Raw genomic sequence first — 22,402 nt, forward strand, 5'->3', positions numbered from 1 at the left:
CTCAAGGGCCGACGTGGGAGAACGGTGCGGAAACCACGCACGGCGGACAGGGACCGGCTCATCTGACCGCGCCCGCCGTCAGGCCGGCCGGCACCTGGTGCTGGAAGGTGACGTAGACGACCAGGGGACCGGGAGCATCGCCATGGTCACGCCCGCGTGGAGCGCCCCAGTCGCCTCGTAGCCCCGTGTGACGGCCGACGTCGGCGCTGGTCCAGGCGTGGCCGAAGTTCTCCCACTCCAGGCCGGTGGGCAGGCCGAACGGGTCGGAGACCAGGGCGGCGTGCGGGCGCGCGGCCCGGACCGCCTCGTGGCGCCAGGTGTTGGTGAGGAGCGCGCGGCGGTTGAGAGCCGGACTGGACGTCATGTTCGAGTCCTCGCCTTCGTGGGGGCACGGGCGGGGTGGGGAGCCGTCCGGTCCCGACAGGCATAGCCCATTGACGCGAACATGGAGGATCGCCTGCCGCACCACGCGAAAGCGGGCCGCCGGACTCCCTGGGGAAGTCCGGCGGCCCGCTTTTCCGCGTGCCGAGCCGCCGCGCCGTCAGGCGCGCCGGTTCACTTGCGCAGCAGCGACCGCAGCACGTACTGCATGATGCCGCCGTTGCGGTAGTAGTCCGCCTCGCCGGGGGTGTCGATCCGGACGACGGCGTCGAACTCCACGCCCGAGTCGGTGGTCACCTTCACCGTCGCCGGGATGCCGCCCTCGTTGAGCGCGGTGACGCCGGTGATGGTGAACGTCTCCTCGCCCGTCAGGGCGTAGGAGGCGGCGGAGTGGCCGGCGGGGAACTGGAGCGGCAGCACGCCCATGCCGATCAGGTTCGAGCGGTGGATGCGCTCGTACGACTCGGCGATGACGGCCCGTACGCCCAGCAGCGCGGTGCCCTTGGCGGCCCAGTCGCGCGAGGAGCCGGAGCCGTACTCCTTGCCCGCGAGGACGACCAGCGGGACGCCGGCGGCCTGGTAGTTCTGTGAGGCGTCGTAGATGAACGAGACCGGCGCGCCGTCCTGGGTGAAGTCCCGCGTGTAGCCGCCCTCGGTGCCGGGCGCGATCTGGTTGCGCAGCCGGATGTTGGCGAAGGTGCCCCGGATCATCACCTCGTGGTTGCCGCGACGGGACCCGTAGGAGTTGAAGTCCCGGCGCTCCACGCCGTGTCCGGTGAGGTACTGGCCGGCCGGGGTGTCGGCCTTGATGGCGCCGGCCGGCGAGATGTGGTCGGTGGTGACCGAGTCGCCGAGCTTGGCCAGCACCCGGGCGCCGGAGATGTCGGTGACCGGCTCCGGGTCCATGCCCATGCCGTCGAAGTACGGCGGCTTGCGGACGTAGGTGGACCGCGGGTCCCACTCGAAGGTGGAGCCGGTCGGGATCGACAGCGCGTTCCACTGGGCGTCGCCGGCGAAGACGTCGGCGTAGCTCTGGCCGAACATCTCCTGGCCGATGGCGGCGGCGACGACCTCCTCGATCTCCTGCTCGGTGGGCCAGATGTCCCGCAGGTAGACCGGCTTGCCGTCCTGGTCGGCGCCCAGCGGCTCGGCGGTGATGTCCACCTGCATGGAGCCGGCGAGGGCGTAGGCGACGACGAGGGGCGGGGACGCCAGGTAGTTCATCTTGACGTCGGGGTTGATGCGGCCCTCGAAGTTCCGGTTGCCGGAGAGGACGGAGACGACGGCGAGGTCGTTGTCGTTGACCGCCTGGGAGACCTCCTCGGGCAGCGGGCCCGAGTTGCCGATGCAGGTGGTGCAGCCGTAACCGACCAGGTTGAAGCCGAGCTTGTCCAGATACGGGGTGAGGCCGGCCCGGTCGTAGTAGTCCATGACGACCTTGGAGCCGGGCGCCAGCGTGGTCTTGACCCACGGCTTGCGGGTCAGGCCGCGCTCCACCGCCTTCTTGGCCAGCAGGGCGGCGCCGATCATCACGGAGGGGTTGGAGGTGTTGGTGCACGAGGTGATCGCGGCGACGGTGACGGCGCCGTGGTCGATCTCGTACATGGTGCCGTCGGCGGCGGTCACGGTGACCGGCTTGCTCGGCACGCCGTCGCTGACGGCCGGGGAGTCGGAGGCCGGGAAGGACTCCTTGCCCGCCTCGTCCTCGTCGGTGTCCGGCACGTGGACGCGGACGTCCTCGCCGAACTTCCGCTTGGCGTCGGCGAGGGCGATGCGGTCCTGCGGGCGCTTGGGGCCGGCGATGGACGGCACGACGGAGGCGAGGTCGAGCTCAAGGCGCTCGGAGAACTCCGGCTCGCGGGCCCCTCCCTCAGAAGGTGCCGTGTGCCACAGCCCCTGCTCCTTGGTGTACGCCTCGACCAGCGCGAGCTGCTGCGCGTCGCGGCCGGTGAGCCGCAGGTAATTGATGGTCTCGGCGTCGATCGGGAAGATCGCGGCGGTGGAGCCGAACTCCGGCGACATGTTGCCGATGGTCGCGCGGTTGGCGAGCGGGACGGCCGCCACGCCCTCGCCGTAGAACTCCACGAACTTGCCGACCACACCGTGCTTGCGCAGCATCTCGGTGATGGTCAGCACCAGGTCGGTGGCGGTGGTGCCGGTGGGCAGCTCGCCGGTGAGCTTGAAGCCGACGACGCGCGGAATCAGCATGGAGACCGGCTGGCCGAGCATCGCGGCCTCCGCCTCGATGCCGCCGACGCCCCAGCCCAGCACGCCCAGGCCGTTGACCATGGTGGTGTGCGAGTCGGTGCCGACCAGGGTGTCCGGGTACGCCTGACCGCCCCGGACCATGACGGTGCGGGCCAGGTGTTCGATGTTGACCTGGTGGACGATGCCGGTGCCCGGCGGGACGACCTTGAACTCGTCGAACGCCGTCTGTCCCCAGCGCAGGAACTGGTACCGCTCGCGGTTGCGGCCGTACTCCAGCTCGACGTTCTGCTGGAAGGCGTTGGGCGTGCCGAACTTGTCGGCGATGACGGAGTGGTCGATGACCAGCTCGGCCGGGGCCAGGGGGTTGATGCGGGCCGGGTCGCCGCCCAGCTCCTTGACGGCCTCGCGCATGGTGGCGAGGTCCACGACGCAGGGCACGCCGGTGAAGTCCTGCATGATCACGCGGGCGGGCGTGAACTGGATCTCCTGGCTGGGCTGGGCGTCGGGATCCCAATCGCCCAGCGCCCTGATGTGGTCGGCGGTGATGTTCGCCCCGTCCTCGGTGCGGAGCAGGTTCTCCAGCAGCACCTTCAGGCTGTACGGAAGGCGGTCCGACCCGGCCACCTTGTCCAGCCGGAAGATCTCGTACGACTCGTCGCCCACCCGCAGCGTGCTGCGGGCGTCGAAGCTGTTCGCCGACACGACTGTCTCCTTCAACACATGATTCGCGCGTACTACCGCAATCCTGCCGCCCGCACTGACCCGCGGCGCGCTGAGGTGATCCTTAGCGCGCCACCGAGGAGGCGGCGGCAGCGTCCTGTCACCAGATATCTCGATGTCGAGATAACCCTAACTCATCGGCGCCCCGGGTTCACGCAGCGGCCCGCTGTCCGTGCCGTCGCATCGCGACCGGCGTCCCGGCCCCGGCCGCCGCTTCCTGGCCGAGCTGAAGGCACGGGCCACCCGGCACGGCCGCGACGTGCACCGCCTGCACACCAACAAGGCGCGCTCACCGCCGCCATCAGCCTGTACCACTCCCACGGCTTCCAGGAGATCTCCGTCCTTCGACGACGGCCGTACGCCCACCACTGTTCGAGAAACGGATCGCCGGACCGCCCACGGGGTGAGGATCACGGCGGACCGCCCCCCGGGCGCGGCGCGACGGCTTGACTTCAAGCGCGGTTGAGGTCGGAGACTCGCCCCATGACCGCACAGACCGATCACGCCGCCATCAGGGCGCTCATCAGCCGCTTCCTCCGCGCCCTGGACGAGCGGAAGTTCGCCGGGGACGACTGGGCCCGCCCGTACTGCACCGACGATGTCCGGATCGTGACCCCGTTCGGCCCGGCCCAGGGGGCGGAGGCCCGGCGGCGGACCGAGGAGGCGCTGGTGAGGTTCGCCAGGACCCAGCACATGACGACCGACCTGGTGGTCGACATCGAGGCCGGGTCCGGACGGGCCACCGCGTCATGGAACGCGCTGATGACGCACGTGCACCACGAGGAGACGCTGCGGCGGCGCGGCGAGGGCGCCAACCCGGTGTTCACCGTGGGCGGTTACTGGCGTGCCGCGCTGGTCCGCACGGCCGGCGGCTGGCGGATCGGCCAGGCGTCCGTCGAGCCGGTCTGGACGACGGGCGAACCACCGGACCTTCCCGAGGGCGTGGCCGCCCCGCCGCTCCCCGGGCCCTGAGTCAGGCGCTGTTCACCAGCGCCGGGATACGCGAACGGATACGCCCGCAGGTGAGCCGGTTGTCCTCGAAGCGCTCGGCCGACCGCTCGTTCCCGTTCATCGGTGACCTTCTTCCGTCGCGTTCCGTCACGGGGAGCGACGGAGGAACTCGGGCCACGGGACCGGCGACGGCGCCGCCCGGCCCGGGTCGCGGGCGCCACGTGGGCCTGACTACCGCCGACGGCGCGGGCCATTCGTCCACTGTCGGGGATTTTGTCCTGGTCAGACCGGGTAAGACAGATATGAGCGATCCGCTCCCCGAGGCAGGCGGGAGTCGGGGCACGGAGGGGTTTATGGCGCGTCGTCACCCGAATGGTCGTCCCAACAGGTAGTCATCTCATATCTGAGATAGGGTCGCGCATATGATCGACGACTACCTCGCCCGGATCGGCCAGCTCATCCGGGACGCACGCCAGCATCGCGGCTGGACACAAGTCCAGCTCGCCGAGGCACTTGGGACCAGCCAGAGCGCGGTCAACCGCATCGAGCGGGGCAATCAGAACATCAGTCTTGAGATGATCGCCCGTATCGGCGAAGCCCTGGACAGCGAGATCGTGTCGCTCGGTTACGCGGGTCCCATGCACCTGCGGGTCGTCGGCGGCCGGCGGCTGCACGGCGCCATCGACGTCAAGACGAGCAAGAACGCCTGCGTCGCGCTGCTGTGCGCCTCCCTGCTCAACTCCGGCCGCACGGTGCTACGCCGCGTGGCCCGCATCGAGGAGGTCTTCCGCATCCTGGAGGTCCTCGGCTCGATCGGGGTCCGGAGCCGCTGGATCAACGAGGGCGCCGACCTGGAGATCGTCCCCCCGGCCGAGCTCGACCTGGACGCCATCGACACCGAGGCGGCCCGGCGCACGCGCAGCATCATCATGTTCCTCGGCCCGCTGCTGCACCGCGTGGACCAGTTCAAGATCCCGTACGCGGGCGGCTGCGACCTCGGCACCCGGACCGTTCAGCCACACATGGCGGCGCTGCGGCGGTTCGGCCTCGACATCACCGCGACCGAGGGCGTCTACCACGCCACGGTGAACCGGCAGGTGACGCCGGAGCGGCCCATCGTGCTGACCGAGCGCGGCGACACCGTGACGGAGAACGCGCTGCTGGCCGCCGCCCGGCACGACGGGGTGACCGTCATCCGCAACGCCTCGTCCAACTACATGGTCCAGGACCTGTGCTTCTTCCTGGAGGAGCTGGGCGTGCGCATCGACGGCGTGGGCACCACCACGCTCACCGTGCACGGCGTGCCCGAGATCGACCGCGACGTGGACTACTCGCCCTCCGAGGACCCGGTCGAGGCCATGAGCCTGATCGCCGCCGCCGTGGTCACCGAGTCGCAGCTCACGATCCGCCGGGTGCCGATGGAGTTCCTGGAGATCGAGCTCGCGGTGCTGGAGGGCATGGGCCTGGACCACGACCTCGGCCCGGAGTACCCGGCGGACAACGGCCGCACCCGGCTGGCGGACCTCACCGTCCGGCCCTCCAAGCTGGAGGCGCCGATCGACAAGATCCACCCGATGCCGTTCCCCGGGCTGAACATCGACAACGCCCCGTTCTTCGCGGCCATCGCGGCCTCGGCGCACGGCACGACGATGATCCACGACTGGGTCTACGACAACCGCGCCATCTATCTGACGGATCTCAACCGCCTCGGCGGCCGGCTCCAGCTCCTCGACCCGCACCGGGTGCTGGTGGAGGGGCCGACGCGCTGGCGGGCGGCCGAGATGATGTGCCCGCCGGCGCTGCGGCCCGCGGTCGTGGTGCTGCTGGCGATGATGGCCGCCGAGGGCACCTCGGTGCTGCGCAACGTCTATGTCATCAACCGCGGCTACGAGGATCTGGCCGAGCGGCTGAACTCCGTGGGCGCGCAGATCGAGACGTTCCGCAACATCTGAGCGGCGCCATCGGCGTCGTTCGGGGTGTCGTTCGGGGTCGTCGGCGTCACCCCGCGTCACCCCCACGTCATCCGCTCCGGCGGTGTGGTGCCGGGCCGTTGGTCGGACGGCCCGGCCCCGCGCCGGGTCAGCCCGCCAGCGGCAGCGGCGGACGCGGCGGACCGGCCGCCGCCTCCACCAGGTCCCCCGTCAGCACCTCGGCGGTCTCCTGGTCGACCACGCTGACCCGGATCACCTGGCCGCCGGCGCGGTCCAGGTGTGCCCCGGCGTCCAGGGCGAACAGGACCGAGACCGGCCGGTCCCGTTCGCCGTCGTGGCGCGCGCCGGTGTAGTGGAGGATGCGCCAGCCGTCCTCCTCCCAGTGCTCCACGAGCCCGGAGCGGACCAGCGAGGAGACGGTCTCCCAGGCCAGCGACCGTTCCAGCAGCTCGACGGATGCCTCCACCGGGACCGTTCCGTCGCCGCCCGCCGGGCCGCCCAGGGGGCTGCCGAACAATCGCAGCCGCAGGCGGCGCAGCCGGACGCGCCCCCTGCCCTCGGGGCCGTCCGAGAGGTACGCCAGCGCCGCCGCGCCCGCGAGGAGCAGCGCGACGGCGGCGGCCGGCCGGTCGCCGACCGCCGTCCACCACGCCTCGTCGGCGGTCAGGGCACCGGCCCCAGCGCCCGCGACGAACCCGGCACGGGCAAAGGAGTGCCAGGTGATGGGTGCGTTGTCGCTCGCCGTGCAGCCGCAGGACGAGTCCGGGGCCACCACCCTGGCGTAGCCGAGGTAGCCCAGGAAGCCCGCGCCGAGCAGGGCCGCGCCGACGGCGGGGGCCGCCGCGCCGGGCGCGGCCAGCAGTCCGGCGGCGAGCAGGACCTCGGCCGCGGCGGTGGCGCGCAGCACCAGCACCGCCCGGCCGGGGCCCCGCACCAGACGGGGCAGGGCGGTACGGGCGGTCTGCGCGCGTAGCCTCCGGCTCGTGAGCTTCGCCGCCCCGGTCCACAGGAGCAGCGCGCCGAGGAGCGGCGGCAGCAGGTTCGCGGTCAGTGTGAGCATCAGGTCCGCCCTCCCCTCAGTGCCCGACCGTGACGCGCACGACGTCGATGGAGTCGTCCGCCGGACGCCAGGCGCCGAGCACCTGCGCGGCCTGGCCGATGCGGAGCCGGGACAGGTCGGAGGTGAGCGCGCCACCCGCGTAGGAGGCGGCCGTCTCGGGGATGGTGCGGCCGACCAGCTCATGGTTGCCGTGCGAGAGATAGAACCGGTCCCGGTGGATGCCGCGGATGGTCGTGTGGAGGTTGACGATGTTGACCCACACGGCGTCGGCGGCGATCGAACCGTCCGGCATGGGGACTCCCCGCGCGTAGAGTCCGTCGCCGACCTCGATGGCGTCGGCGGTGGTGGGGCGGGCCTTCCAGATGCTGGTGGCGTTGGTGAGCTGGACGCGGTGCGTCTCGCCCTCGGAGCTGGCCGCGGTGAGCAGACCGCCCCGGATGGCGCCGATCCGGCCCTCGACGAACGAAGTCTCGGTGACGGCGGGGTCGAGGGAGGGGGCGGGGGCGGCGAACGCGGCGTCGGCGTCCAGGGCGCCGAGCGCGGAGGCGCCGACGATGGTGGCCCCGCCGAGCGCGGCGGAGGTCAGGAAGCCGCGGCGGCCGAAGCGGTCACCGGCGGTGGCCGAGGATATCGGTGTCATGGGGGGGTCTCCTCCTGCCTGTTTCACTCGGTGATGACGACCGGCAGCTTGCCGGAGCTGAGGCTGCCGATGGCCGAGAACGCCGCGGGCGTCAGGTCGAGCACGCGGTTGACCCGGCAGGTCCCGTTGCAGCACGCCTGTTCGCCGCACCAGCTCTTGGTGCGCGGGCCGCAGTCGGTGATGGTGATGCAGACGGCCGCGCCGGTGCACTGGTGTCTGACCCTCATGACCGAGCCGCAGCCGCGGCGCGCGATGCCGCCCTCGCCGCACAGGTCGGGGCGGGTGATGTCCCAGCACGCCTGCGAGGCGTTGGGCCAGGCGCCGTGGTTGGAGGCGGAGCGGCAGTTGCCGCAGGCGCCGCCGCCCGCGCTGCCGCACGGGCCCCAGGCGGCGCCGCAGCAGAACCAGGTGGTTTCCCCGGCCCACAGGGCGTTGGTCGAGCAGGCCACGATGAACTCCCTTCGCGCGGCGTGGATCTCACGCGCGTGACAATGACACACTCGCCTGACCTGCTCATGACAATCCAGGGGCGACGGCGGTGGGGAGCTTTCCTCCTGATGCCGGCCGGTGGCGCGTGGGGGGACGTCATGGCAGTGCAGGCGGAGCGTCGGACGCGCCCATAATCCTCGCTCCGATGTGCGAATACCAGAGGGCGGGGGACCGGACATCGCGACGATACGCGGCGGATACACGACGAATCCGTGCGAGACCCGAAGCGGACAAGGACGCGAACCGGTCACGTTTGCCTGCCGGTTCGATCAATTTCGCCGTGCCGCATGAGAGGCGCTCATCCGGGGGAAAGTGACAAAGGACCGGCAAAAACCCGGCTGCGGTGAGGAGTTCCGTCATGGACCAGGCGCTGGACAACAGGCTGGACAATCGGCTGGACCACAGGACCACACGGCGGACGCTGGTGCTCTTCGGCGCCACCTTCCTGCTCGCGGTGCTCGCCTCCCCGCTGTTCGTCCTCCACGAGCTCCTGCTCGGCGCGTTCGGGTTGGTGGCCACGGGCATGCTCGCCCGGGTGAGGGAGAACGCGGGCGTCAGGACCGCCACCGTGATCTTCGCGGGGGTGCTGGCGGGCAGTCTGCCCTATCTGGTGGCGGCGCCGTTCGTGCCGTGACGCCGCTCAGCCGGTGAGGCGCGGGGCGGACGCGGTCGGCCAGGGGCGCGACGGCCTCGTCCGGCAGCGCGCCGCTCTGGACCGCATGCGGCGGGGTGTCCAGCAGGGCGGCGGCCACCCGGCCACCGCCGTCGCGCCACCAGCCGAAGCGGGGGCGCGCGGCGCCGTAGGACCCGGGTCCGCGCTCGCGCGACGTCGCGGAGACGGTCAGCAGCACGATGTGCTCGGCGGGACCGGCGCCCAACAGGCCCCCGGCCGTGGCCAGGAAGACGTCGAGATCGCCGGTGACGATCCAGGTCACGCGGCCCATCCCGAACGGGCCGGCCGGACGCCGCGCACCGGCTTTCGGCGCCGCGGAACGCTAGGGGACCAGCACCAGCTTGCCCGTGGTCCGCTTCCGTTCGATCGCCCGGTGGGCCGCGGCGGCCTCGGTCAGCGGGCGGACGCGCTCCACGCTCACCCGCAGCCGGCCGTCCTCCACGCGGCGGGTGATCTCCGTCAGGGCGGCCCCGGAGGGCGCGGCCGTCACCCAGGTGTAGCGCAGGCCGCGGGCCTCGGCCTCCTTCTCGTCGGTGCCCGGGTCGATCGAGGCGCCGATGAGCAGGCCGCCGGGCTTGAGGACGTCCAGCGAACGCGGACCGTACGCGCCGCCCACCAGGTCCAGGACGGTGTCGACCGGCTCGGTGGCGGTGCGGAAGTCGGTGGCCGTGTAGTCGATCAGCTCGTCCGCGCCCAGGTCCCGCAAGAAGTCGTGCTTGGCGGCCCGGGCGGTGCCCACGACGTGCGCGTCCAGCTCCCGGGCGAGCTGGACGGCGACATGGCCGACGCCGCCGGCCGCCGCGTGGATCAGGACCCGGTGGCCGGGGCCGACGGCGGCGACGTTGACCAGCGCCTGCCAGGCCGTGACGGAGGCGAGCGGCACGGCGGCGGCCCGGGTGTGGTCCAGGCTCGGCGGCTTGGGCGCCAGGGCGTCCGCGGCCACCACCGTGAACTGCGCGTACGCGCCGCGCGGACTCACCGGCAGCATCCCGTAGACCTCGTCGCCCGGCGCGAAGGCGGTGACGCCCTCCCCGGCGCGCTCCACCACGCCGGAGAGGTCGGTGCCGAGGGTGAACGGCGGGGTGAGCAGCTCCGGCACCCGGCCGGAGCGGATCACCGCGTCTCCCGGGTTCACGGCGGCGGCGCCCACCCTGACCAGCACCTCCCCCGGTCCCGGCTCGGGGACGTCGGTCTCGGTGTACTCCAGCACCTCGGGGCCGCCGAAGGCGTGCTGGACGACGGCGTGCATGCGGGCGGGCATATCGGGCTCCTCGGGACGGGTCCTGCTGGGCCCCCATGCTCGCCGTATTCGGTATCCCTGGGAAAGAAGGCACTTTTCTGGTATTAAGGTTCCCCATGGATACCGGCTTCGACCTCAGGAAATACGGCGGCGTCGACGTTTTTCTGCGCGACTGCCCCACCCGGACCGTGCTGGAGCTGATCGCGAGCAAGTGGACGATGCTCGTGCTGGTGGCGCTGGAGGACGGCCGGCCGACGCGGTTCAACGAGCTGCGCCGCCGGCTGGACGGGGTCACCCCGAAGATGCTCACCCAGACCCTGCGCGCGTTGGAGCGGGACGGGCTGCTGACCCGGGCGGTGTACCCGACCGTGCCGCCGCGCGTGGAGTACCGGCTGACCGGCCTCGGCGTGGGCGTCGGCCGCCTGATCGCGGGGCTCACCGAGTGGTCCAAGGAGCACATCGGCGAGATCCTCGACGCCCGCGCCGGCTTCGACGAGCGCGCGGCGCGGGAGCCCCGGCCGGTCGAGGGGTAGCGGCGGCCGGTCCTGGCTAGGCTGGCGGCATGTACGAGCGCCGCCGCCGTCGCTACTTCGCGCTGATGGCCGTCTGTCTGGTCCTCTTCATCGGCGCGTGGGGTGTGGTGCGGCTGTGGTCGGTGCCGCTGGCCATCGCGATGTGCGTGGTCGCGGCGGTGATCCCGCCCATCGCGGCGATCGTGGCGAACCGGCGCGAGCCCGACGACCGCTGGTGGGACGAGCGGTAGCCAGCGGGTGTCGGCGGGAGGCGCGGGGCGCGGGGCGCGGGCCTCACCAGGGCAGGTCGCGGAGCTGCTGGACGCACAGCGCCGCAAAGAGCGCCCCGGACGCCGCCAGCATCACGTTGCTGACCGGCCCGTTGCGCCAACCATCGGGCACCCGACGGCTGTTGAGCAACCACAGCAGGGTCGCCGCGAGGAACGGCATGAAGAAGGCGCCGAGCACCCCGTAGCTCAAAATCAGCCCGATCGGCTCGTCCAGGAAGAGCAGTCCCATCGGCGGGAACGTCAGCCACAGCAGGTACGCGCGGAACGGCCCGGACCGCTCCGGCTCCCGGTGGCCGTGGGCGACGAAGTCGGTGAACAGCAGGCTCACCCCGTGCCAGACGCCGATCACCGAGCTGAAGGAGGCGGCGAAGAAGCCGACCAGGAAGAGCTTCGCGGTCACGGTTCCGAAGCGGTCCCGCAGCACCTCGCCCACGTCCAGCAGTCCCCGGTCCCCGGTCGCCAGCGCGACGTCGGTGGCGTGCAGCAGCTCCGCGCCGATCACGAGCATGGCGATGACGAACAGGCCGGTCGTGGCGTAGGCGACGCGGTTGTCCAGGCGCATCATCGGGATCCAGGCAGGGCCGGTCCAGCCCTTCGCGGTGACCCAGTACCCGTAGGCGGCCAGCGTGATGGTGCCGCCGACGCCGCCGACCAGACCGAGCGTGTAGAGCACCGACCCGTCGGGCAGCACCGGCACCAGCCCGGCCGCCAGGGCGCCCGCGTCGGGGCCGACCCGGACGGCGATGCCGACGACGATCACGAACATGGCGCCGACGAAGCCCGTCATCAGCTTCTCCACGACGGCGTAGCGGTTGAACCAGACGCAGAGCAGGCCGAGCAGGCCGGACAGGATGCCCCACAGGCGCAGCGACGGCCCGTCGGGGAAGAGCGCGACGAGCGGCAGGGCGCTGGCGGACATGGCGGTCGCGCCGTAGACGAAGCCCCAGATGACGATGTAGACCCCGAAGTACCGGACGGGCCACCGGCCGAGGGAGCGCCAGCCCTCGAACAGAGTGGTGCCGGTGGCCAGATGCCAGCGGCCGGTCGCCTCCGCGAGGGAGATCTTGACCAGGCAGCCGAGCACGGCGGCCCACAGCAGGGTGTAGCCGTACCGCCCGCCCGCCACGGCGGTCGCGACCAGGTCTCCCGCGCCCACCCCGGTCGCCGCCACCACCAGCCCGGGGCCGATCAACCGCCAGCGCGCCCTGGGAAGTTGTCCGCCCTCGTCCACGGAGAGCTTCTGCCCACCGTGCGCCGCGCGATGCGCGAAAGCGAACATGTCGCGATCCCGCCCGTGCGCGGGCCGGGGCGGCGGATGTACTGGCCCGCTTGACCGGCACCAGTGAACTCGCCGCCCTGGCCCGGCACTTCCACGCGCTGCACCGGGCGGACACCCACTGGTGCTGCCCAGCGCCTGAGACGCGGCCAGTGCCCGCCTCGTGATGCGGGCCGGTGCCGCCGCCGTCGCGACCCTCAGCTCGGGCGTCGCCCGGGGCCTGGGGGATGCCGGAGGGCGACCGGCTCGGCCGGGGCGCGGCGCTGGCGCTGATCGCCCGGGTCGCCGCGGCCGTGTCCGTGCCGGTGACCGCGGACGTCGAGAGCGGCTTCGCCGAGGACGCCGCCGGGGTCGACGAGACCGTGCGCGGGGTGCTGGCCGCGGGCGCGGTCGGCGTGAACTGGAGGACACCCACCACCGGGGCTCAAAGCCGCTGCGCCCGCCGCCGACCAGGCCGCCCGGCTGGCGGCGGCCCGTGCGGCGGTGGACACCGGGGACCCGGCGTCGGTGGCGGCCGGCCTCCGGTGTGGCTGGATCTGACCGGGGACGGCGGCGAGGGCATGGTCGGCAAGCCGCGCGAGGCGTGGGTGCGCGGCGCGGACGGCCGGCTGGTCCAGCCGAGGATCACGTGCCGGGGCCGGGAGTACCTGCGGATCTCTTACGGTCCCGAGTGCTCCCGGCCCGAGCACCTGGCCAGGCTGCGCGAGCGCGGCCTGGGCCACAAACGGTTTCTCGCGCTGCGCGAGTACGCCCTCGGCTTGGAGGCCCTGGACCGGCTGGCCGACGGCGAGCCGCTGTGGCGCGTGCACGAGGCGGTGTTCGCGGTGCTGGCGCTGGAGTCGGAGCCGGTCGTCCCGCGGCTGTAGGAGGGGTCGTCCAGAATGGTGGCATGACCTTCCACGTCGATTCGGAGACCGGGCGCCTGCGCCGTGTGATCTTGCACCGCCCGGGTCTGGAGCTGAAGCGACTCACGCCGACCAACAAGGACGAGCTGCTCTTCGACGACGTGCTGTGGGTGCGCCGCGCGCAGCAGGAGCACGACGTCTTCTCCGACCTGCTGCGCGCCCGGGGCGTCGAGGTGCACCTGTTCGGTGAGCTGCTCGCCGAGAGCCTCGACATCCCGGCCGCGCGCGCCCTGGTGCTGGACCGGGTCTTCGACGAGCGCGAGTACGGCCCGCTGGCCACGGACCTGCTGCGGGCGTCCTTCGACGCGCTGCCGACCGGAGAGCTGGCCGAGGCGCTGATCGGCGGGATGACCAAGCGGGAGTATCTGGAGCGGCACGAGGAGCCCGCCTCCATGCGGTTCCATGTGATGGAGCCGGACGACTTCCTGCTGCACCCGCTGCCCAACCACCTCTTCGCCCGGGACGCCTCCGCGTGGGTGTACGACGGGGTGGCGATCAACGCGATGCGCTGGCCGGCCAGGCAGCGGGAGACCGTGCACTTCGAGGCGGTGTACGGCCACCACCCGCTGTTCACCGGTCGGCGGGCGGGCGCGTTCCACCTCTGGTCGGAGGGGCGGGGCGCGCACCCGTCCACGATCGAGGGCGGCGACGTGCTGGTGATCGGCAACGGCGCGGTGCTGGTCGGGATGAGCGAACGGACCACGCCGCAGGCGGTGGAGCTGCTCGCGCGGCGCCTGTTCGAGGCGGGGTCGGCGCGCACCATCGTGGCCGTGGACCTGCCCAAGCGGCGGGCGTTCATGCACCTGGACACGGTGCTGACGATGGTGGACGGCGAAACGTTCACGCAGTACGCGGGCCTGGGCATGCTCCGCTCCTACACCATCGAGCCGGGCGGGGACGGGCAGGAACTGAAGGTCACCGACCATCCGCCGGAGCACATGCACCGGGCGATCGCCGCCGCGCTGGGCCTGGACCGCGTCCGGGTGCTCACCCCGGTCCAGGACGTGCGCTCGGCCGAGCGCGAGCAGTGGGACGACGGCTGCAACGTGCTGGCCGTGGAGCCCGGCGTCGTGGTGGCCTACGAGCGGACCGTCACCGCCAACACGTACCTGCGCGACCAGGGTTTCGAGGTGCTGGAGATCCCCGGCAGCGAACTGGGCCGCGGCCGGGGCGGCCCTCGCTGCATGAGCTGCCCGGTCGAACGCGACCCGGTCCACTGAGGGTCAGCCGCGGGCGGGGCCGGTCGAGTGGCGGACCGTCACGGGCGAGACCCCCAGCTCGCGGGCGAGGTCAGCGACGCGCAAGCTGCCCCGGGACCGCACGAGTTCCAGAACGCGCCCGTGCCGCTGGTCCACTGCGTCCGCATGCCGGTCCCCCCTCCTTCGCCGGTTCCCGCGAGGATCACCGTCCTTCCGGCGACCCGGAAAACAGCCTTGCATAGTCATGTAGGATCACGTATACAATTTCAGCCCATCCGAGCGACGCACCTAGGAGCCGCTATGGCGACAGAGCTCACGGGCCGCCACTTTCTCAAGGAGCTCGACCTCACCCCTGAGGAGTTCCGGTCCCTGATCGGCCTAGCGGCCAAGCTGAAGGCCGCCAAGCGGTTCGGCACGGAGGAGCGGCGGCTCGCGGGGAAGAACATCGCGCTGATCTTCGAGAAGAGCTCGACACGCACCCGATGCGCGTTCGAGGTGGCCGCCGCCGACCAGGGTGCTTCCACCACCTATCTCGACCCGGCGGGCTCGCACATCGGGTACAAGGAGTCGGCCCGGGACACCGCGCGCGTGCTGGGCCGGATGTTCGACGCGATCCAGTACCGGGGCAGCGCCCAGCGGATCGTCGAGGAGCTGGCCGCCCACGCCGGGGTCCCGGTGTACAACGGCCTGACCGACGAGTGGCACCCCACCCAGATGCTGGCGGACGTGCTCACCATGACCGAGCACAGCGGCAAGCCGCTGGAGTGGATGGCCTTCGCCTACCTCGGCGACGCCCGCAACAACATGGGCAACTCCTACCTGATCACCGGCGCGCTGCTCGGCATGGACGTGCGGATCGTCGCGCCCGAGTCGCTCTGGCCCGAGGCGTCGGTCCGCGCCGAGGCCGCCCGGCTCGCCGCCGGGACCGGCGCCCGGATCACCCTCACCGCGGACGTCGCCGCGGGCGTGCGCGGCGCGGACTTCGTGGCCACCGACGTCTGGGTCTCGCTGGGCGAGCCCAAGGAGGCGTGGGACGAGCGGATCGCGCTGCTGACGCCGTACGCCGTCACCATGGACGTGCTGCGGGCGACCGGCAATCCGGACGTGCGGTTCCTGCACTGCCTGCCCGCCTTCCACGACCTGGGCACCCAGGTGGGCCGCGAGATCCACGCCCGGCACGGGCTGGAGTCGCTCGAAGTCACGGACGAGGTCTTCGAGTCGCCGCACTCGGTGGTCTTCGACCAGGCGGAGAACCGGCTGCACACCATCAAGGCGCTGATGGTCGCCACCCTCGGCTGACGCGGCGCGCGACGGGCCGTTCACCTGGCGGGGATAGGGTCGCGGGCGACTTCCGTCCCCCGCGTCTCCCCCGCCCCAGGAGCCCGAGTGTCCCCCGCCCCGCCCGACATGCCGCCCGAGACCCCGTCCGGGACCCCGCCCGAGGTGCCGCCCGGCGCGCCGCCCGAGGTGCCGCTGCGCACCATCGCCCGGGAATGGGGCCGGATCGGCGTCCTCGGGTTCGGCGGGCCGCCCACGCACATCGCCCTGCTGCGGGAGCTGTGCGTGAAGCGCCGGCGCTGGGTGTCGGGGCGCGACTTCGAGGACGGCATCGCGGTGACCAACCTGCTGCCGGGGCCCGCCTCGACGCAGCTCGCGATTCTCACCGCGTGGTGGCTGCGCGGCGCGTGGGGCGCGGTGGTGGGCGGCTTCTGCTTCATCGTGCCGGGGTTGGTGCTGATCCTGGCGCTGGCCGCGCTCTTCCTCGCGGGGGACCCGCCCGGCTGGGTCAACGGAGCGGCGGCGGGCGCCGGTTCGGCCGTGGCGGCGGTGGCCGTCCAGGCCGGCGCCCAGATGGTGCCGGACAGCCTGCGCCGCGCCGCCGGCCGGGCGGCGCGGGCGCGCTGGGCGTGTTACCTGACCGCGGGCGCCGGCGCCGCCGTGCTGCTTGGGCCGTGGCTGGTGCTGGTGCTGCTCGCCGCCGGGCTCGCCGAGCTGGCGGTGCACGGGGTGCGCCGCGCCCGCGCGGCCCGCGCCCCGGCGCCGCCCGCCACGCGGGGCCGACCGGGCGGCGGCGCGCGGCTGTGGGCGCTGCTGGCCGCCCTCCCGGTCACCGCGGCGGCGGCCTCGCTCTCCGCGCTGACGTGGGTGGCGTATAAGGTCGGCGCCCTGTCCTACGGCGGCGGCTTCGTGATCATCCCGCTGATGCGGTCGGACGCGGTGGACGGCCACGGCTGGATGACGGACGGCGAGTTCCTCAACGCGGTGGCGCTCGGGCAGATCACGCCCGGCCCGGTGGTGCAGACGGTCGCGGTCGTCGGCTACGCGGCGGCGGGGCTCGGTGGCGGACTGCTCGCCGCGGCGGTCGCGTTCGGGCCGTCGTTCCTGCTGATCGTCCTGGGCGCCGGGCACTTCGAGCGCGTCCGCTCGGCGCCCGCGGTCCAGGCGTTCTTCGGCGGCGCCGGGCCGGCGGTGATCGGCGCCATCTGCGGCTCGGCGGTGCCGCTGGCGCTCGCCCTCCAACACGCCTGGCAGTACGCCGTGCTGGGCCTCGCGGCCGTGCTGCTGCTGGCGGCGCGCAGGGGGGTGGTCGGCACGCTGCTGATCTGCGGCGGCCTCGGCGTGGCGGCGGCACTGGCGGGGTGGGCGGTGGTCTGACCGGCGCGGCGGCGAACGTGCCGATCGGCCACCGGCCGTCCGTGGCCCGTTCTAGACTGGGCCCGTGGGGCGGTGCCATGGCCGCGCCGACGGACCGGGGAGGTTCAGTCGGGGGCATGGGTCCGGTGGTCGCCGCGGGCTTGGGGGCCGCGGTCGAAGGGGGGCTTTCTGTGATGCCGGACATCTCCGCGCGCCCGCTGTCAGCGACGGCGCGCGGGACGAAGCCGCACTCCACGATCACCCTCGCGACGGTGGCCTCGGCTGCCTCCCTGGAATGCCGCCGACGCGCGAGATCCGACGATCGAAGGAACGACGTGACACGAAACGTGAGACGGAGAGCCGCGCTTCTCTTCTCCTTGAGCGGTCTGCTGGCCGCTTCGGCGCTGGGCACAGCGACGGCGGAAGCCGCCGGGCGGAGCGCCGCGGAGCCGGTCGCGCCGGAGGGGTGGGAGCTGGTCGAGGGTCCGGAGCTCGCCTCCCTGGCCGGCGGCGAGCTCAACACGCTGGCCGCGGACAACGTCGAGGGGCCGTACGGGCTCCAGTCCGTCAAGAACGGCCTGTTCGTGGCGAACGAGGTCACGTACAGGGCGCCGTACACCGGTCTGCAGCGGGCCCGCTCCACCGGGTGGAACGGCTCGTGGGAGGACCTCTACCTCGAGTGGAACGAGGCCACGGAGTCCTACGCCATCTTCTCCGGCGCCACCGGCCTGTACGTGGCGGTCGAGAAGAACTGGTCGGGCTCGGACAACGGCCTGCTGCGGGCCCGTTCCACCAGTGTGGGCGGCTGGGAGCGGTTCTCCGTGTGGTTCAACGAGGACAGCGGCCACTACGCCCTGCAGTCCCTGGCGAACGGCCGCTTCGTGGCCATGGAGAACAGCTGGACCGGCACCCGCCAGTACGCGCTGCGGGCCCGCTCCACGGACATCAACGGCTCGTGGGAAGAGTTCGACTTCTGGGGCTGACCCGATGGCCGGCCGGCCGCGCGGCGCGGAGCGTGCCCCCCCTTGGGGCGCGTGCCGCGCGGCTGGCTCACCGGCCGTCAGATCCCGTCCTCGCGCCCGTGCTTCTCGAACTTCACGGCCTCGGGGCCTGACACGGTGACGCCCGCCGCCCGCAGCTCCGCCTCTATCTCACGCGGCACCCGCGCCTCGTACGTCCCGTGCGCCCCGCGCACCAGCACCACCCGGTGCCCCCGGTCCAGCGCCGCCCGCGCCGTGGCCCGCACGCAGAACTCGCTCTGCATTCCCGCCACCACCATCTCGGAGCCGACCGGGATCAGCGACCCCAGCCCGGTCCCGGCGAAGGCGTCCGGCTTCGCCTTGTCGACGACATGCTCACCGGCGCGTATCTCATGGATCAACTCCCAGCCAGGCGTACCCGGTTCGTCGGGGTCACCGTCCACGCCGCCGTTACGGACGTGGACGACGAGGGAGCCGGCGGAACGGGCCCGGCCCAGCAGCTCCTCGATCGCGGCCGAGACCGCCGCCGCACCCAGCACGGGGGCGGGTGGCAACAACATGTTCTTCTGCACGTCCAGGAGAAGCAGCACGGAGGCCATCCGCGCAGCCTAACAACCGCGTGTGACGCCCAGATCACCCGGCGGGTCGGGACGGTAAACCGCCGGGGCGGCCGGGGACCCGGGAGTCCACGGCCGCCCCGGCGGAAGATCGCCGGAAGGTCGGCGAGCGGGGCCGGTCAGCCGGCGTCGTCGTCCTCGGTCGGCCCCGCGTGCCACATGCTCTTCAACTCCGTCCAGCTCGGGGCGGGTCCCGACAGCGGCCGGGCGGCCGGCGCGCGCAGCCCGTCCAGCAGCAGGTCCACGTACCGCCGGTGGAGCTGCTCGACACGCTCGGTCGGGGCCGGCAGGCGCGCGTTGAGGTGATCGAGGCTGAGCATCACATCGCCGGCGCCCACGTCCTCGCGCAACGCCCCTGCGGCCTGGGCCCGTTGGACGAGAGCGTCCACCGCGACCCGCAGCCGCTCGGCGGCGGCGTCGATCTCGGGCGTGGCGGCCAGCCGACCGCCCACGATGGAGAGCATGCCGCCGTCGTTGTCCGGGCGCAGGGCCCGGCGCATGAACTCCACGAAGGCTTCCCAGGGATCGACGCGCGCGCCCGCCTCCTCCGCCACCTCGGTGAGCCGGGCCATGGCCACGAGCTGGATGCGCCGGACGAGGTCCTCCTTGCTGCCGTAGCGGCGGTAGAGGCTGCCCATGCCGATTCCGGCCCGGCGGGCGATCAGCGAAACGGGGGCGTCCCAGCCGAAGTCGGCGAAGACCTGCCGCGCGGCCCGCAGAAGCCGCTCGTCATTCCGGCCGGCCTCCCTCTGTCGTCCCCTCGGGGGCTTGGGGCGCTCCGCTCGCATGGGTGCCTCCGACTCCGCTCATCAATCCGTCAGTGCGAGGCGGCCCCCTGCGGTGCGGGCACCCCGGCCGCCGGTCCGGACCCCGACCGGTAGGGGCGGGGACGCAGAACGGCGACAAGAACGATACCCACCACGCCGAGGGCCGCGGCCAGCCAGAATCCCGTGGTGAACGCGCTCTCGGACGGGATGCCGGTGTTCGCGATCGTCTTGGCCTCCAGCAGGGCGGCGGCGGCCTGGGCGCCGATCGCGCTGCCGACGGTGCGCACGACTGTGTTCAGGCCGTTGCCCGCGGCCAGCTCCTGGCGGGGCACGATGGACGCCACCAGATCGGCCAGGGCGGCGAAGCCGAAGCCGGAGCCGGCGCCCACGAGGCAGAAGAGCGCGGCGAGTTCGAACGTGCCGCCGTGCCACAGCGCCGTCGTCACCGCGCCGGCCGTCATCAGGATCATCGCGGCGAACAGCGGTGCGCGCGGTCCGAACCGGGCCGCGAGCGGAGCGGTGGCGCCACCGGCGGCCATCGTGCACACCGAGGCGGGGAGCAGCAGCAGACCGGACTCCACCACCGAGTGGCCCTGTCCGTAGTCCGTGATCTCGCCGGGCATCTGGAGCAGGAGCGGCAGCAGCACGTAGAAGAAGAACGGCACGACGCCGAGGAGCAACGACGCCAGGTTGGTGAAGAGCATCGGCGGGTGGGCGAAGAGCCGCAGGTCCACCAGCGGGTCGGCCTGCCGGGACTCGACGGCGACCAGCACGGCGAACAGCGCGAGGGAGCCGGCGAAGAGACCGATCACGCCGGGAGAGCCCCAGCCCCACGAGTCGCCCTGCGTGATGCCGAGCAGCAGCAGCGACAGGGCGCCGGCCAGCACGACCGCGCCGGGGATGTCCACAGTCCGGTCGGCGGCGCCCGGACGGCGCGGGGTCTCGGGCACGAACCGCACCACGAGGGCGGTGGCCACGACGATGAGCACGGCTTCGAAGCCGAACATCCAGCGCCAGGAGTAGTCCTCGATGATGAGGCCGCCGACGAGGAGGCCGAGGCCCGCGCCGCCGCCGAGCATGGCCGCGGTGACGCCGAAGCTGGCGGCTATCCGCTCCGGCGGCATGGACTCGCGGATGATCGCCAGGGCGAGCGGCAGCATCGCCATGCTGACGCCCTCCAGCGCGCGCATCGCGATCAGCGTCTCGACGTTGGGCGCCGCGGCGGCGCCGACCGTGCTCGCCAGGAAGGCGAGCAGCGTGACGATCATCATCCGGCGGTGCCCGAACCGGTCGCCGAGGGCGCTGATCACGGGCGTGAGCACGGCGGAGCCGAGCAGGAACGCGGTGATCAGCCAGGCGGCGGTACCGGTGTCCGTCTCCAGTTTCTCGGTCAGCACCGGCAGCGCCGGGACGACCATCGTCTGCATGAGTGTGTAGGAGCCGACCGATATCAGCAACGCCGTCAGGAGCGCGTTGGGATTGGGTCGTTGGGTGACTGGGGTTGTCATGCCCTCAATGCTATCGGAGCGGAGCGCTCCGATCCAACCGCGCGACGCCCACCACCACGGCGTGGTTCGGCGGCCGGCCGCGACTCGGTGGCACGCGGCGCGGGATGCGTCAGCCGGTCCTCACATGACGGGCCGGGGGCGCGGCGGGCCGGCGTGGGGTCGGCGATCGTCACGGTGCCGCCGGGCGCCGGCCCAGCGGCACCGGGGTCGGGGGGCGCGGCGGGCCGGCCCGCTTGTCCGCCCCCGCCGCCGTCCGGCACCGCCCGGTCGAACGGCCCGTGCGCCACGATCTCCCGCCGGTCGTCGTCGGTCCCCGCGTGCGACGGTGACCCGGTCGTCGTCGGCGACCAGCTCCCGGGCCACCCGAACGAGCCCGGGCCGGCGCCCGACGCTCACCAGCCGCACCCCCCGGGCCCGGTCCCGGCCGCCGGCCAGGTCAACCGCACCCCGGGCCCGGTCCCGGCCGCCGGAGTGCCCGGGGCGCGCCACCGGCCAACGCGGGGAGCGGCACCCCCGTTCAAAACGGCAGCAGGGCCACGAGACCCTGCCTCCGGACACCTTCACCGCCCGCGCCGTCAAGGCGGCGGAGTCCCGATCCCCAGGTAAGCGCGGGTCCCGTGAACCGGCATGCAAGAATCCTTCCCCGATGCGCCGAACTCTTCTCACTTATGACGACGATGGTGAAGGCCCGGAGCTGCTGCTGCTGCACTCCTCGGTCTGCGACCGCCGGATGTGGGACCCGCAGTGGCGGATGTTCCTCGACGCGGGGTACCGCGTGCTGCGCTGCGACTTCCGCGGCTTCGGCGACACCCCGGCGGCGGACGGGCCGTACCGCGACGCGGACGATGTCGCCGACCTGCTCGACGCGCTCGGCATCGGGCGGACGGCGGTCGTCGGCTCGTCGTTCGGCGGCCGGGTCGCCCTGGAGCTGGCCGCCCGCCGGCCCGGCCGGGTCACGGCCCTGGCCCTGCTGAGCGCCGGGGCGCCCGGTCATGAACCGAGCGCGACGCTGCGGGAGTTCGACGAGCGGGAGAACGCGCTCGTCGAGGCCGGCGACCTCGCGGGCGCCGTCGAGCTCAACGTGGCCACCTGGCTGGGCCCGGACGCGGACGGCAACACCCGGGCGATGGTGCGGCTGATGCGACGCCGGGCGTTCGACGTCCAGTTGGCGGCGGAGGATGTCGAACAGCCGGGCGTCACCGTGGATCTGGCCCGCGTCACCGCTCCGACACTGGCCGTCGCGGGCGCGCACGACCTGCCCGACTTCCGGGCGGTCGCCGCCGGGCTGCCCGCGACTCTGCCCGACGCCCGACATCTGGAGCTGCCCTGGGCCGGGCACCTGCCCAGCCTGGAGCGGCCCGCCGAAACGGCGCGGCTGCTGCTGGACTTCCTCGCCCGGCACACCAAGCCGGGCCCATAGC

21 protein-coding genes and 3 pseudogenes are annotated in these 22,402 nt (G+C 72.8%); 12 read left to right on the forward strand and 12 right to left on the reverse strand.

Translation table 11 applies throughout. The features are described 5' to 3' along the window. Nucleotides 1-58: 58 nt before the first annotated feature. Both OIE51_RS06050 and acnA read right to left on the reverse strand, forming a co-directional pair. Nucleotides 59-364 (reverse strand): hypothetical protein, encoded by a 306-nt coding sequence (locus OIE51_RS06050; RefSeq protein WP_326596095.1) that lies wholly within the window; start codon nucleotides 362-364, stop codon nucleotides 59-61. Between the two features lie 191 nt (nucleotides 365-555). Beyond that, entirely contained in the window at nucleotides 556-3,291 is a 2,736-nt protein-coding gene (gene acnA, locus OIE51_RS06055) for an aconitate hydratase AcnA (RefSeq protein WP_326596096.1), read from the reverse strand. A gap of 501 nt (nucleotides 3,292-3,792) precedes the next feature. On the opposite strand from acnA, the gene OIE51_RS06060 reads away from it, so the two are divergent. Beyond that, nucleotides 3,793-4,281 carry a nuclear transport factor 2 family protein gene (locus OIE51_RS06060; RefSeq protein ID WP_326596097.1) on the forward strand — a complete coding sequence of 163 codons (489 nt, stop codon included), beginning with the start codon at nucleotides 3,793-3,795 and terminating at the stop codon, nucleotides 4,279-4,281. Nucleotides 4,282-4,682: 401 nt separating this feature from the next. After that, nucleotides 4,683-6,212 carry a helix-turn-helix domain-containing protein gene (locus OIE51_RS06065; protein WP_326596098.1) on the forward strand — a complete coding sequence of 510 codons (1,530 nt, stop codon included), beginning with the start codon at nucleotides 4,683-4,685 and terminating at the stop codon, nucleotides 6,210-6,212. 127 nt (nucleotides 6,213-6,339) lie between these two features. Here the strand turns inward: OIE51_RS06065 and OIE51_RS06070 are convergent, their stop codons facing one another. The 3 genes from OIE51_RS06070 to OIE51_RS06080 are packed head-to-tail and all read right to left on the reverse strand — an operon-like array spanning nucleotide 6,340 to nucleotide 8,340. Beyond that, nucleotides 6,340-7,251 (reverse strand): MauE/DoxX family redox-associated membrane protein, encoded by a 912-nt coding sequence (locus tag OIE51_RS06070; protein ID WP_326596099.1) that lies wholly within the window; start codon nucleotides 7,249-7,251, stop codon nucleotides 6,340-6,342. Between the two features lie 16 nt (nucleotides 7,252-7,267). Continuing rightward, entirely contained in the window at nucleotides 7,268-7,891 is a 624-nt protein-coding gene (locus OIE51_RS06075) for a cell wall protein (protein WP_326596100.1), read from the reverse strand. Nucleotides 7,892-7,914: 23 nt separating this feature from the next. Next, entirely contained in the window at nucleotides 7,915-8,340 is a 426-nt protein-coding gene (locus OIE51_RS06080) for a hypothetical protein (RefSeq protein WP_326596101.1), read from the reverse strand. A gap of 398 nt (nucleotides 8,341-8,738) precedes the next feature. On the opposite strand from OIE51_RS06080, the gene OIE51_RS06085 reads away from it, so the two are divergent. Beyond that, complete coding sequence (locus tag OIE51_RS06085; RefSeq protein ID WP_326596102.1) at nucleotides 8,739-9,014, forward strand: hypothetical protein; 276 nt, start codon at nucleotides 8,739-8,741, stop codon at nucleotides 9,012-9,014. On the opposite strand, the gene OIE51_RS06090 is transcribed toward OIE51_RS06085, so the two are convergent. Together OIE51_RS06090 and OIE51_RS06095 are read right to left on the reverse strand one after the other, a co-directional pair. Further along, complete coding sequence (locus OIE51_RS06090) at nucleotides 8,935-9,315, reverse strand: hypothetical protein (RefSeq protein ID WP_326596103.1); 381 nt, start codon at nucleotides 9,313-9,315, stop codon at nucleotides 8,935-8,937. The two genes, OIE51_RS06085 and OIE51_RS06090, sit on opposite strands and share 80 nt — an antisense overlap. 60 nt (nucleotides 9,316-9,375) lie before the next feature. Then, the gene (locus OIE51_RS06095; RefSeq protein WP_326596104.1) at nucleotides 9,376-10,314 is read right to left on the reverse strand and encodes an NADP-dependent oxidoreductase; all 939 of its coding nucleotides are present in this window, start codon (nucleotides 10,312-10,314) and stop codon (nucleotides 9,376-9,378) included. Nucleotides 10,315-10,409: 95 nt separating this feature from the next. Between OIE51_RS06095 and OIE51_RS06100 the strand changes: the two genes are divergently transcribed. Together OIE51_RS06100 and OIE51_RS06105 are read left to right on the forward strand one after the other, a co-directional pair. Beyond that, on the forward strand, nucleotides 10,410-10,826 hold the full coding sequence (locus OIE51_RS06100; protein WP_326596105.1) for a winged helix-turn-helix transcriptional regulator: 417 nt from the start codon (nucleotides 10,410-10,412) through the stop codon (nucleotides 10,824-10,826). A 29-nt stretch (nucleotides 10,827-10,855) separates the two neighbouring features. After that, complete coding sequence (locus OIE51_RS06105; protein ID WP_326596106.1) at nucleotides 10,856-11,056, forward strand: DUF3099 domain-containing protein; 201 nt, start codon at nucleotides 10,856-10,858, stop codon at nucleotides 11,054-11,056. A 43-nt stretch (nucleotides 11,057-11,099) separates the two neighbouring features. On the opposite strand, the gene OIE51_RS06110 is transcribed toward OIE51_RS06105, so the two are convergent. Then, entirely contained in the window at nucleotides 11,100-12,374 is a 1,275-nt protein-coding gene (locus OIE51_RS06110) for an Nramp family divalent metal transporter (protein WP_326596107.1), read from the reverse strand. A 224-nt stretch (nucleotides 12,375-12,598) separates the two neighbouring features. Here OIE51_RS06110 and OIE51_RS06115 point away from each other — a divergent pair. The 3 genes and pseudogenes from OIE51_RS06115 to OIE51_RS06125 form a co-directional block, all read left to right on the forward strand. Beyond that, nucleotides 12,599-12,760: pseudogene (locus OIE51_RS06115) on the forward strand (isocitrate lyase/phosphoenolpyruvate mutase family protein); the annotation flags it as partial. A gap of 85 nt (nucleotides 12,761-12,845) precedes the next feature. Further along, nucleotides 12,846-13,237: pseudogene (locus OIE51_RS06120) on the forward strand (polynucleotide kinase-phosphatase); the annotation flags it as partial. 23 nt (nucleotides 13,238-13,260) lie between these two features. After that, on the forward strand, nucleotides 13,261-14,496 hold the full coding sequence (locus tag OIE51_RS06125) for an arginine deiminase (protein WP_326600513.1): 1,236 nt from the start codon (nucleotides 13,261-13,263) through the stop codon (nucleotides 14,494-14,496). 30 nt (nucleotides 14,497-14,526) lie between these two features. Here the strand turns inward: OIE51_RS06125 and OIE51_RS06130 are convergent. Then, nucleotides 14,527-14,631: pseudogene (locus OIE51_RS06130) on the reverse strand (DeoR family transcriptional regulator); the annotation flags it as partial. A 144-nt stretch (nucleotides 14,632-14,775) separates the two neighbouring features. On the opposite strand from OIE51_RS06130, the gene argF reads away from it, so the two are divergent. The 3 genes from argF to OIE51_RS06145 all read left to right on the forward strand — a co-directional run bounded on the left by argF (nucleotide 14,776) and on the right by OIE51_RS06145 (nucleotide 18,092). Continuing rightward, nucleotides 14,776-15,774 carry an ornithine carbamoyltransferase gene (gene argF / locus OIE51_RS06135; protein ID WP_326596108.1) on the forward strand — a complete coding sequence of 333 codons (999 nt, stop codon included), beginning with the start codon at nucleotides 14,776-14,778 and terminating at the stop codon, nucleotides 15,772-15,774. An 87-nt stretch (nucleotides 15,775-15,861) separates the two neighbouring features. After that, entirely contained in the window at nucleotides 15,862-17,130 is a 1,269-nt protein-coding gene (gene chrA / locus OIE51_RS06140; RefSeq protein WP_326596109.1) for a chromate efflux transporter, read from the forward strand. A gap of 356 nt (nucleotides 17,131-17,486) precedes the next feature. Further along, nucleotides 17,487-18,092, forward strand: a complete 606-nt coding sequence (locus OIE51_RS06145; RefSeq protein WP_326596110.1) for a fascin domain-containing protein — start codon at nucleotides 17,487-17,489, stop codon at nucleotides 18,090-18,092. Between the two features lie 77 nt (nucleotides 18,093-18,169). On the opposite strand, the gene OIE51_RS06150 is transcribed toward OIE51_RS06145, so the two are convergent. From OIE51_RS06150 to OIE51_RS06160, 3 genes are all read right to left on the reverse strand, one after another. Further along, the gene (locus OIE51_RS06150) at nucleotides 18,170-18,688 is read right to left on the reverse strand and encodes an isochorismatase family protein (RefSeq protein ID WP_326596111.1); all 519 of its coding nucleotides are present in this window, start codon (nucleotides 18,686-18,688) and stop codon (nucleotides 18,170-18,172) included. 137 nt (nucleotides 18,689-18,825) lie between these two features. Beyond that, nucleotides 18,826-19,494 carry a TetR/AcrR family transcriptional regulator gene (locus OIE51_RS06155; RefSeq protein WP_326596112.1) on the reverse strand — a complete coding sequence of 223 codons (669 nt, stop codon included), beginning with the start codon at nucleotides 19,492-19,494 and terminating at the stop codon, nucleotides 18,826-18,828. A gap of 29 nt (nucleotides 19,495-19,523) precedes the next feature. After that, nucleotides 19,524-20,981, reverse strand: a complete 1,458-nt coding sequence (locus tag OIE51_RS06160) for an MFS transporter (RefSeq protein ID WP_326596113.1) — start codon at nucleotides 20,979-20,981, stop codon at nucleotides 19,524-19,526. Between the two features lie 646 nt (nucleotides 20,982-21,627). Between OIE51_RS06160 and OIE51_RS06165 the strand changes: the two genes are divergently transcribed. Continuing rightward, nucleotides 21,628-22,401, forward strand: a complete 774-nt coding sequence (locus tag OIE51_RS06165) for an alpha/beta fold hydrolase (RefSeq protein WP_326596114.1) — start codon at nucleotides 21,628-21,630, stop codon at nucleotides 22,399-22,401. Nucleotide 22,402 lies beyond the last annotated feature (1 nt).

The organism is Streptomyces sp. NBC_01803, assembly GCF_035917415.1.
Taxonomy (GTDB): Bacteria; Actinomycetota; Actinomycetes; order Streptomycetales; family Streptomycetaceae; genus Streptomyces.

Coding starts and splice junctions, on each gene's coding strand:
- OIE51_RS06075 (WP_326596100.1), bottom strand. CDS start 7,891: ATGACACCGATATCCTCGGCCACCGCCGGTGACCGCTTCGGCCGCCGC.
- OIE51_RS06105 (WP_326596106.1), top strand. CDS start 10,856: ATGTACGAGCGCCGCCGCCGTCGCTACTTCGCGCTGATGGCCGTCTGT.
- OIE51_RS06095 (WP_326596104.1), bottom strand. CDS start 10,314: ATGCCCGCCCGCATGCACGCCGTCGTCCAGCACGCCTTCGGCGGCCCC.
- argF (WP_326596108.1), top strand. CDS start 14,776: ATGGCGACAGAGCTCACGGGCCGCCACTTTCTCAAGGAGCTCGACCTC.
- OIE51_RS06070 (WP_326596099.1), bottom strand. CDS start 7,251: ATGCTCACACTGACCGCGAACCTGCTGCCGCCGCTCCTCGGCGCGCTG.
- OIE51_RS06110 (WP_326596107.1), bottom strand. CDS start 12,374: ATGTTCGCTTTCGCGCATCGCGCGGCGCACGGTGGGCAGAAGCTCTCC.
- OIE51_RS06065 (WP_326596098.1), top strand. CDS start 4,683: ATGATCGACGACTACCTCGCCCGGATCGGCCAGCTCATCCGGGACGCA.
- OIE51_RS06165 (WP_326596114.1), top strand. CDS start 21,628: ATGCGCCGAACTCTTCTCACTTATGACGACGATGGTGAAGGCCCGGAG.
- OIE51_RS06100 (WP_326596105.1), top strand. CDS start 10,410: ATGGATACCGGCTTCGACCTCAGGAAATACGGCGGCGTCGACGTTTTT.
- OIE51_RS06125 (WP_326600513.1), top strand. CDS start 13,261: ATGACCTTCCACGTCGATTCGGAGACCGGGCGCCTGCGCCGTGTGATC.
- OIE51_RS06085 (WP_326596102.1), top strand. CDS start 8,739: ATGGACCAGGCGCTGGACAACAGGCTGGACAATCGGCTGGACCACAGG.
- OIE51_RS06160 (WP_326596113.1), bottom strand. CDS start 20,981: ATGACAACCCCAGTCACCCAACGACCCAATCCCAACGCGCTCCTGACG.
- OIE51_RS06060 (WP_326596097.1), top strand. CDS start 3,793: ATGACCGCACAGACCGATCACGCCGCCATCAGGGCGCTCATCAGCCGC.
- OIE51_RS06150 (WP_326596111.1), bottom strand. CDS start 18,688: ATGGCCTCCGTGCTGCTTCTCCTGGACGTGCAGAAGAACATGTTGTTG.
- OIE51_RS06155 (WP_326596112.1), bottom strand. CDS start 19,494: ATGCGAGCGGAGCGCCCCAAGCCCCCGAGGGGACGACAGAGGGAGGCC.
- OIE51_RS06050 (WP_326596095.1), bottom strand. CDS start 364: ATGACGTCCAGTCCGGCTCTCAACCGCCGCGCGCTCCTCACCAACACC.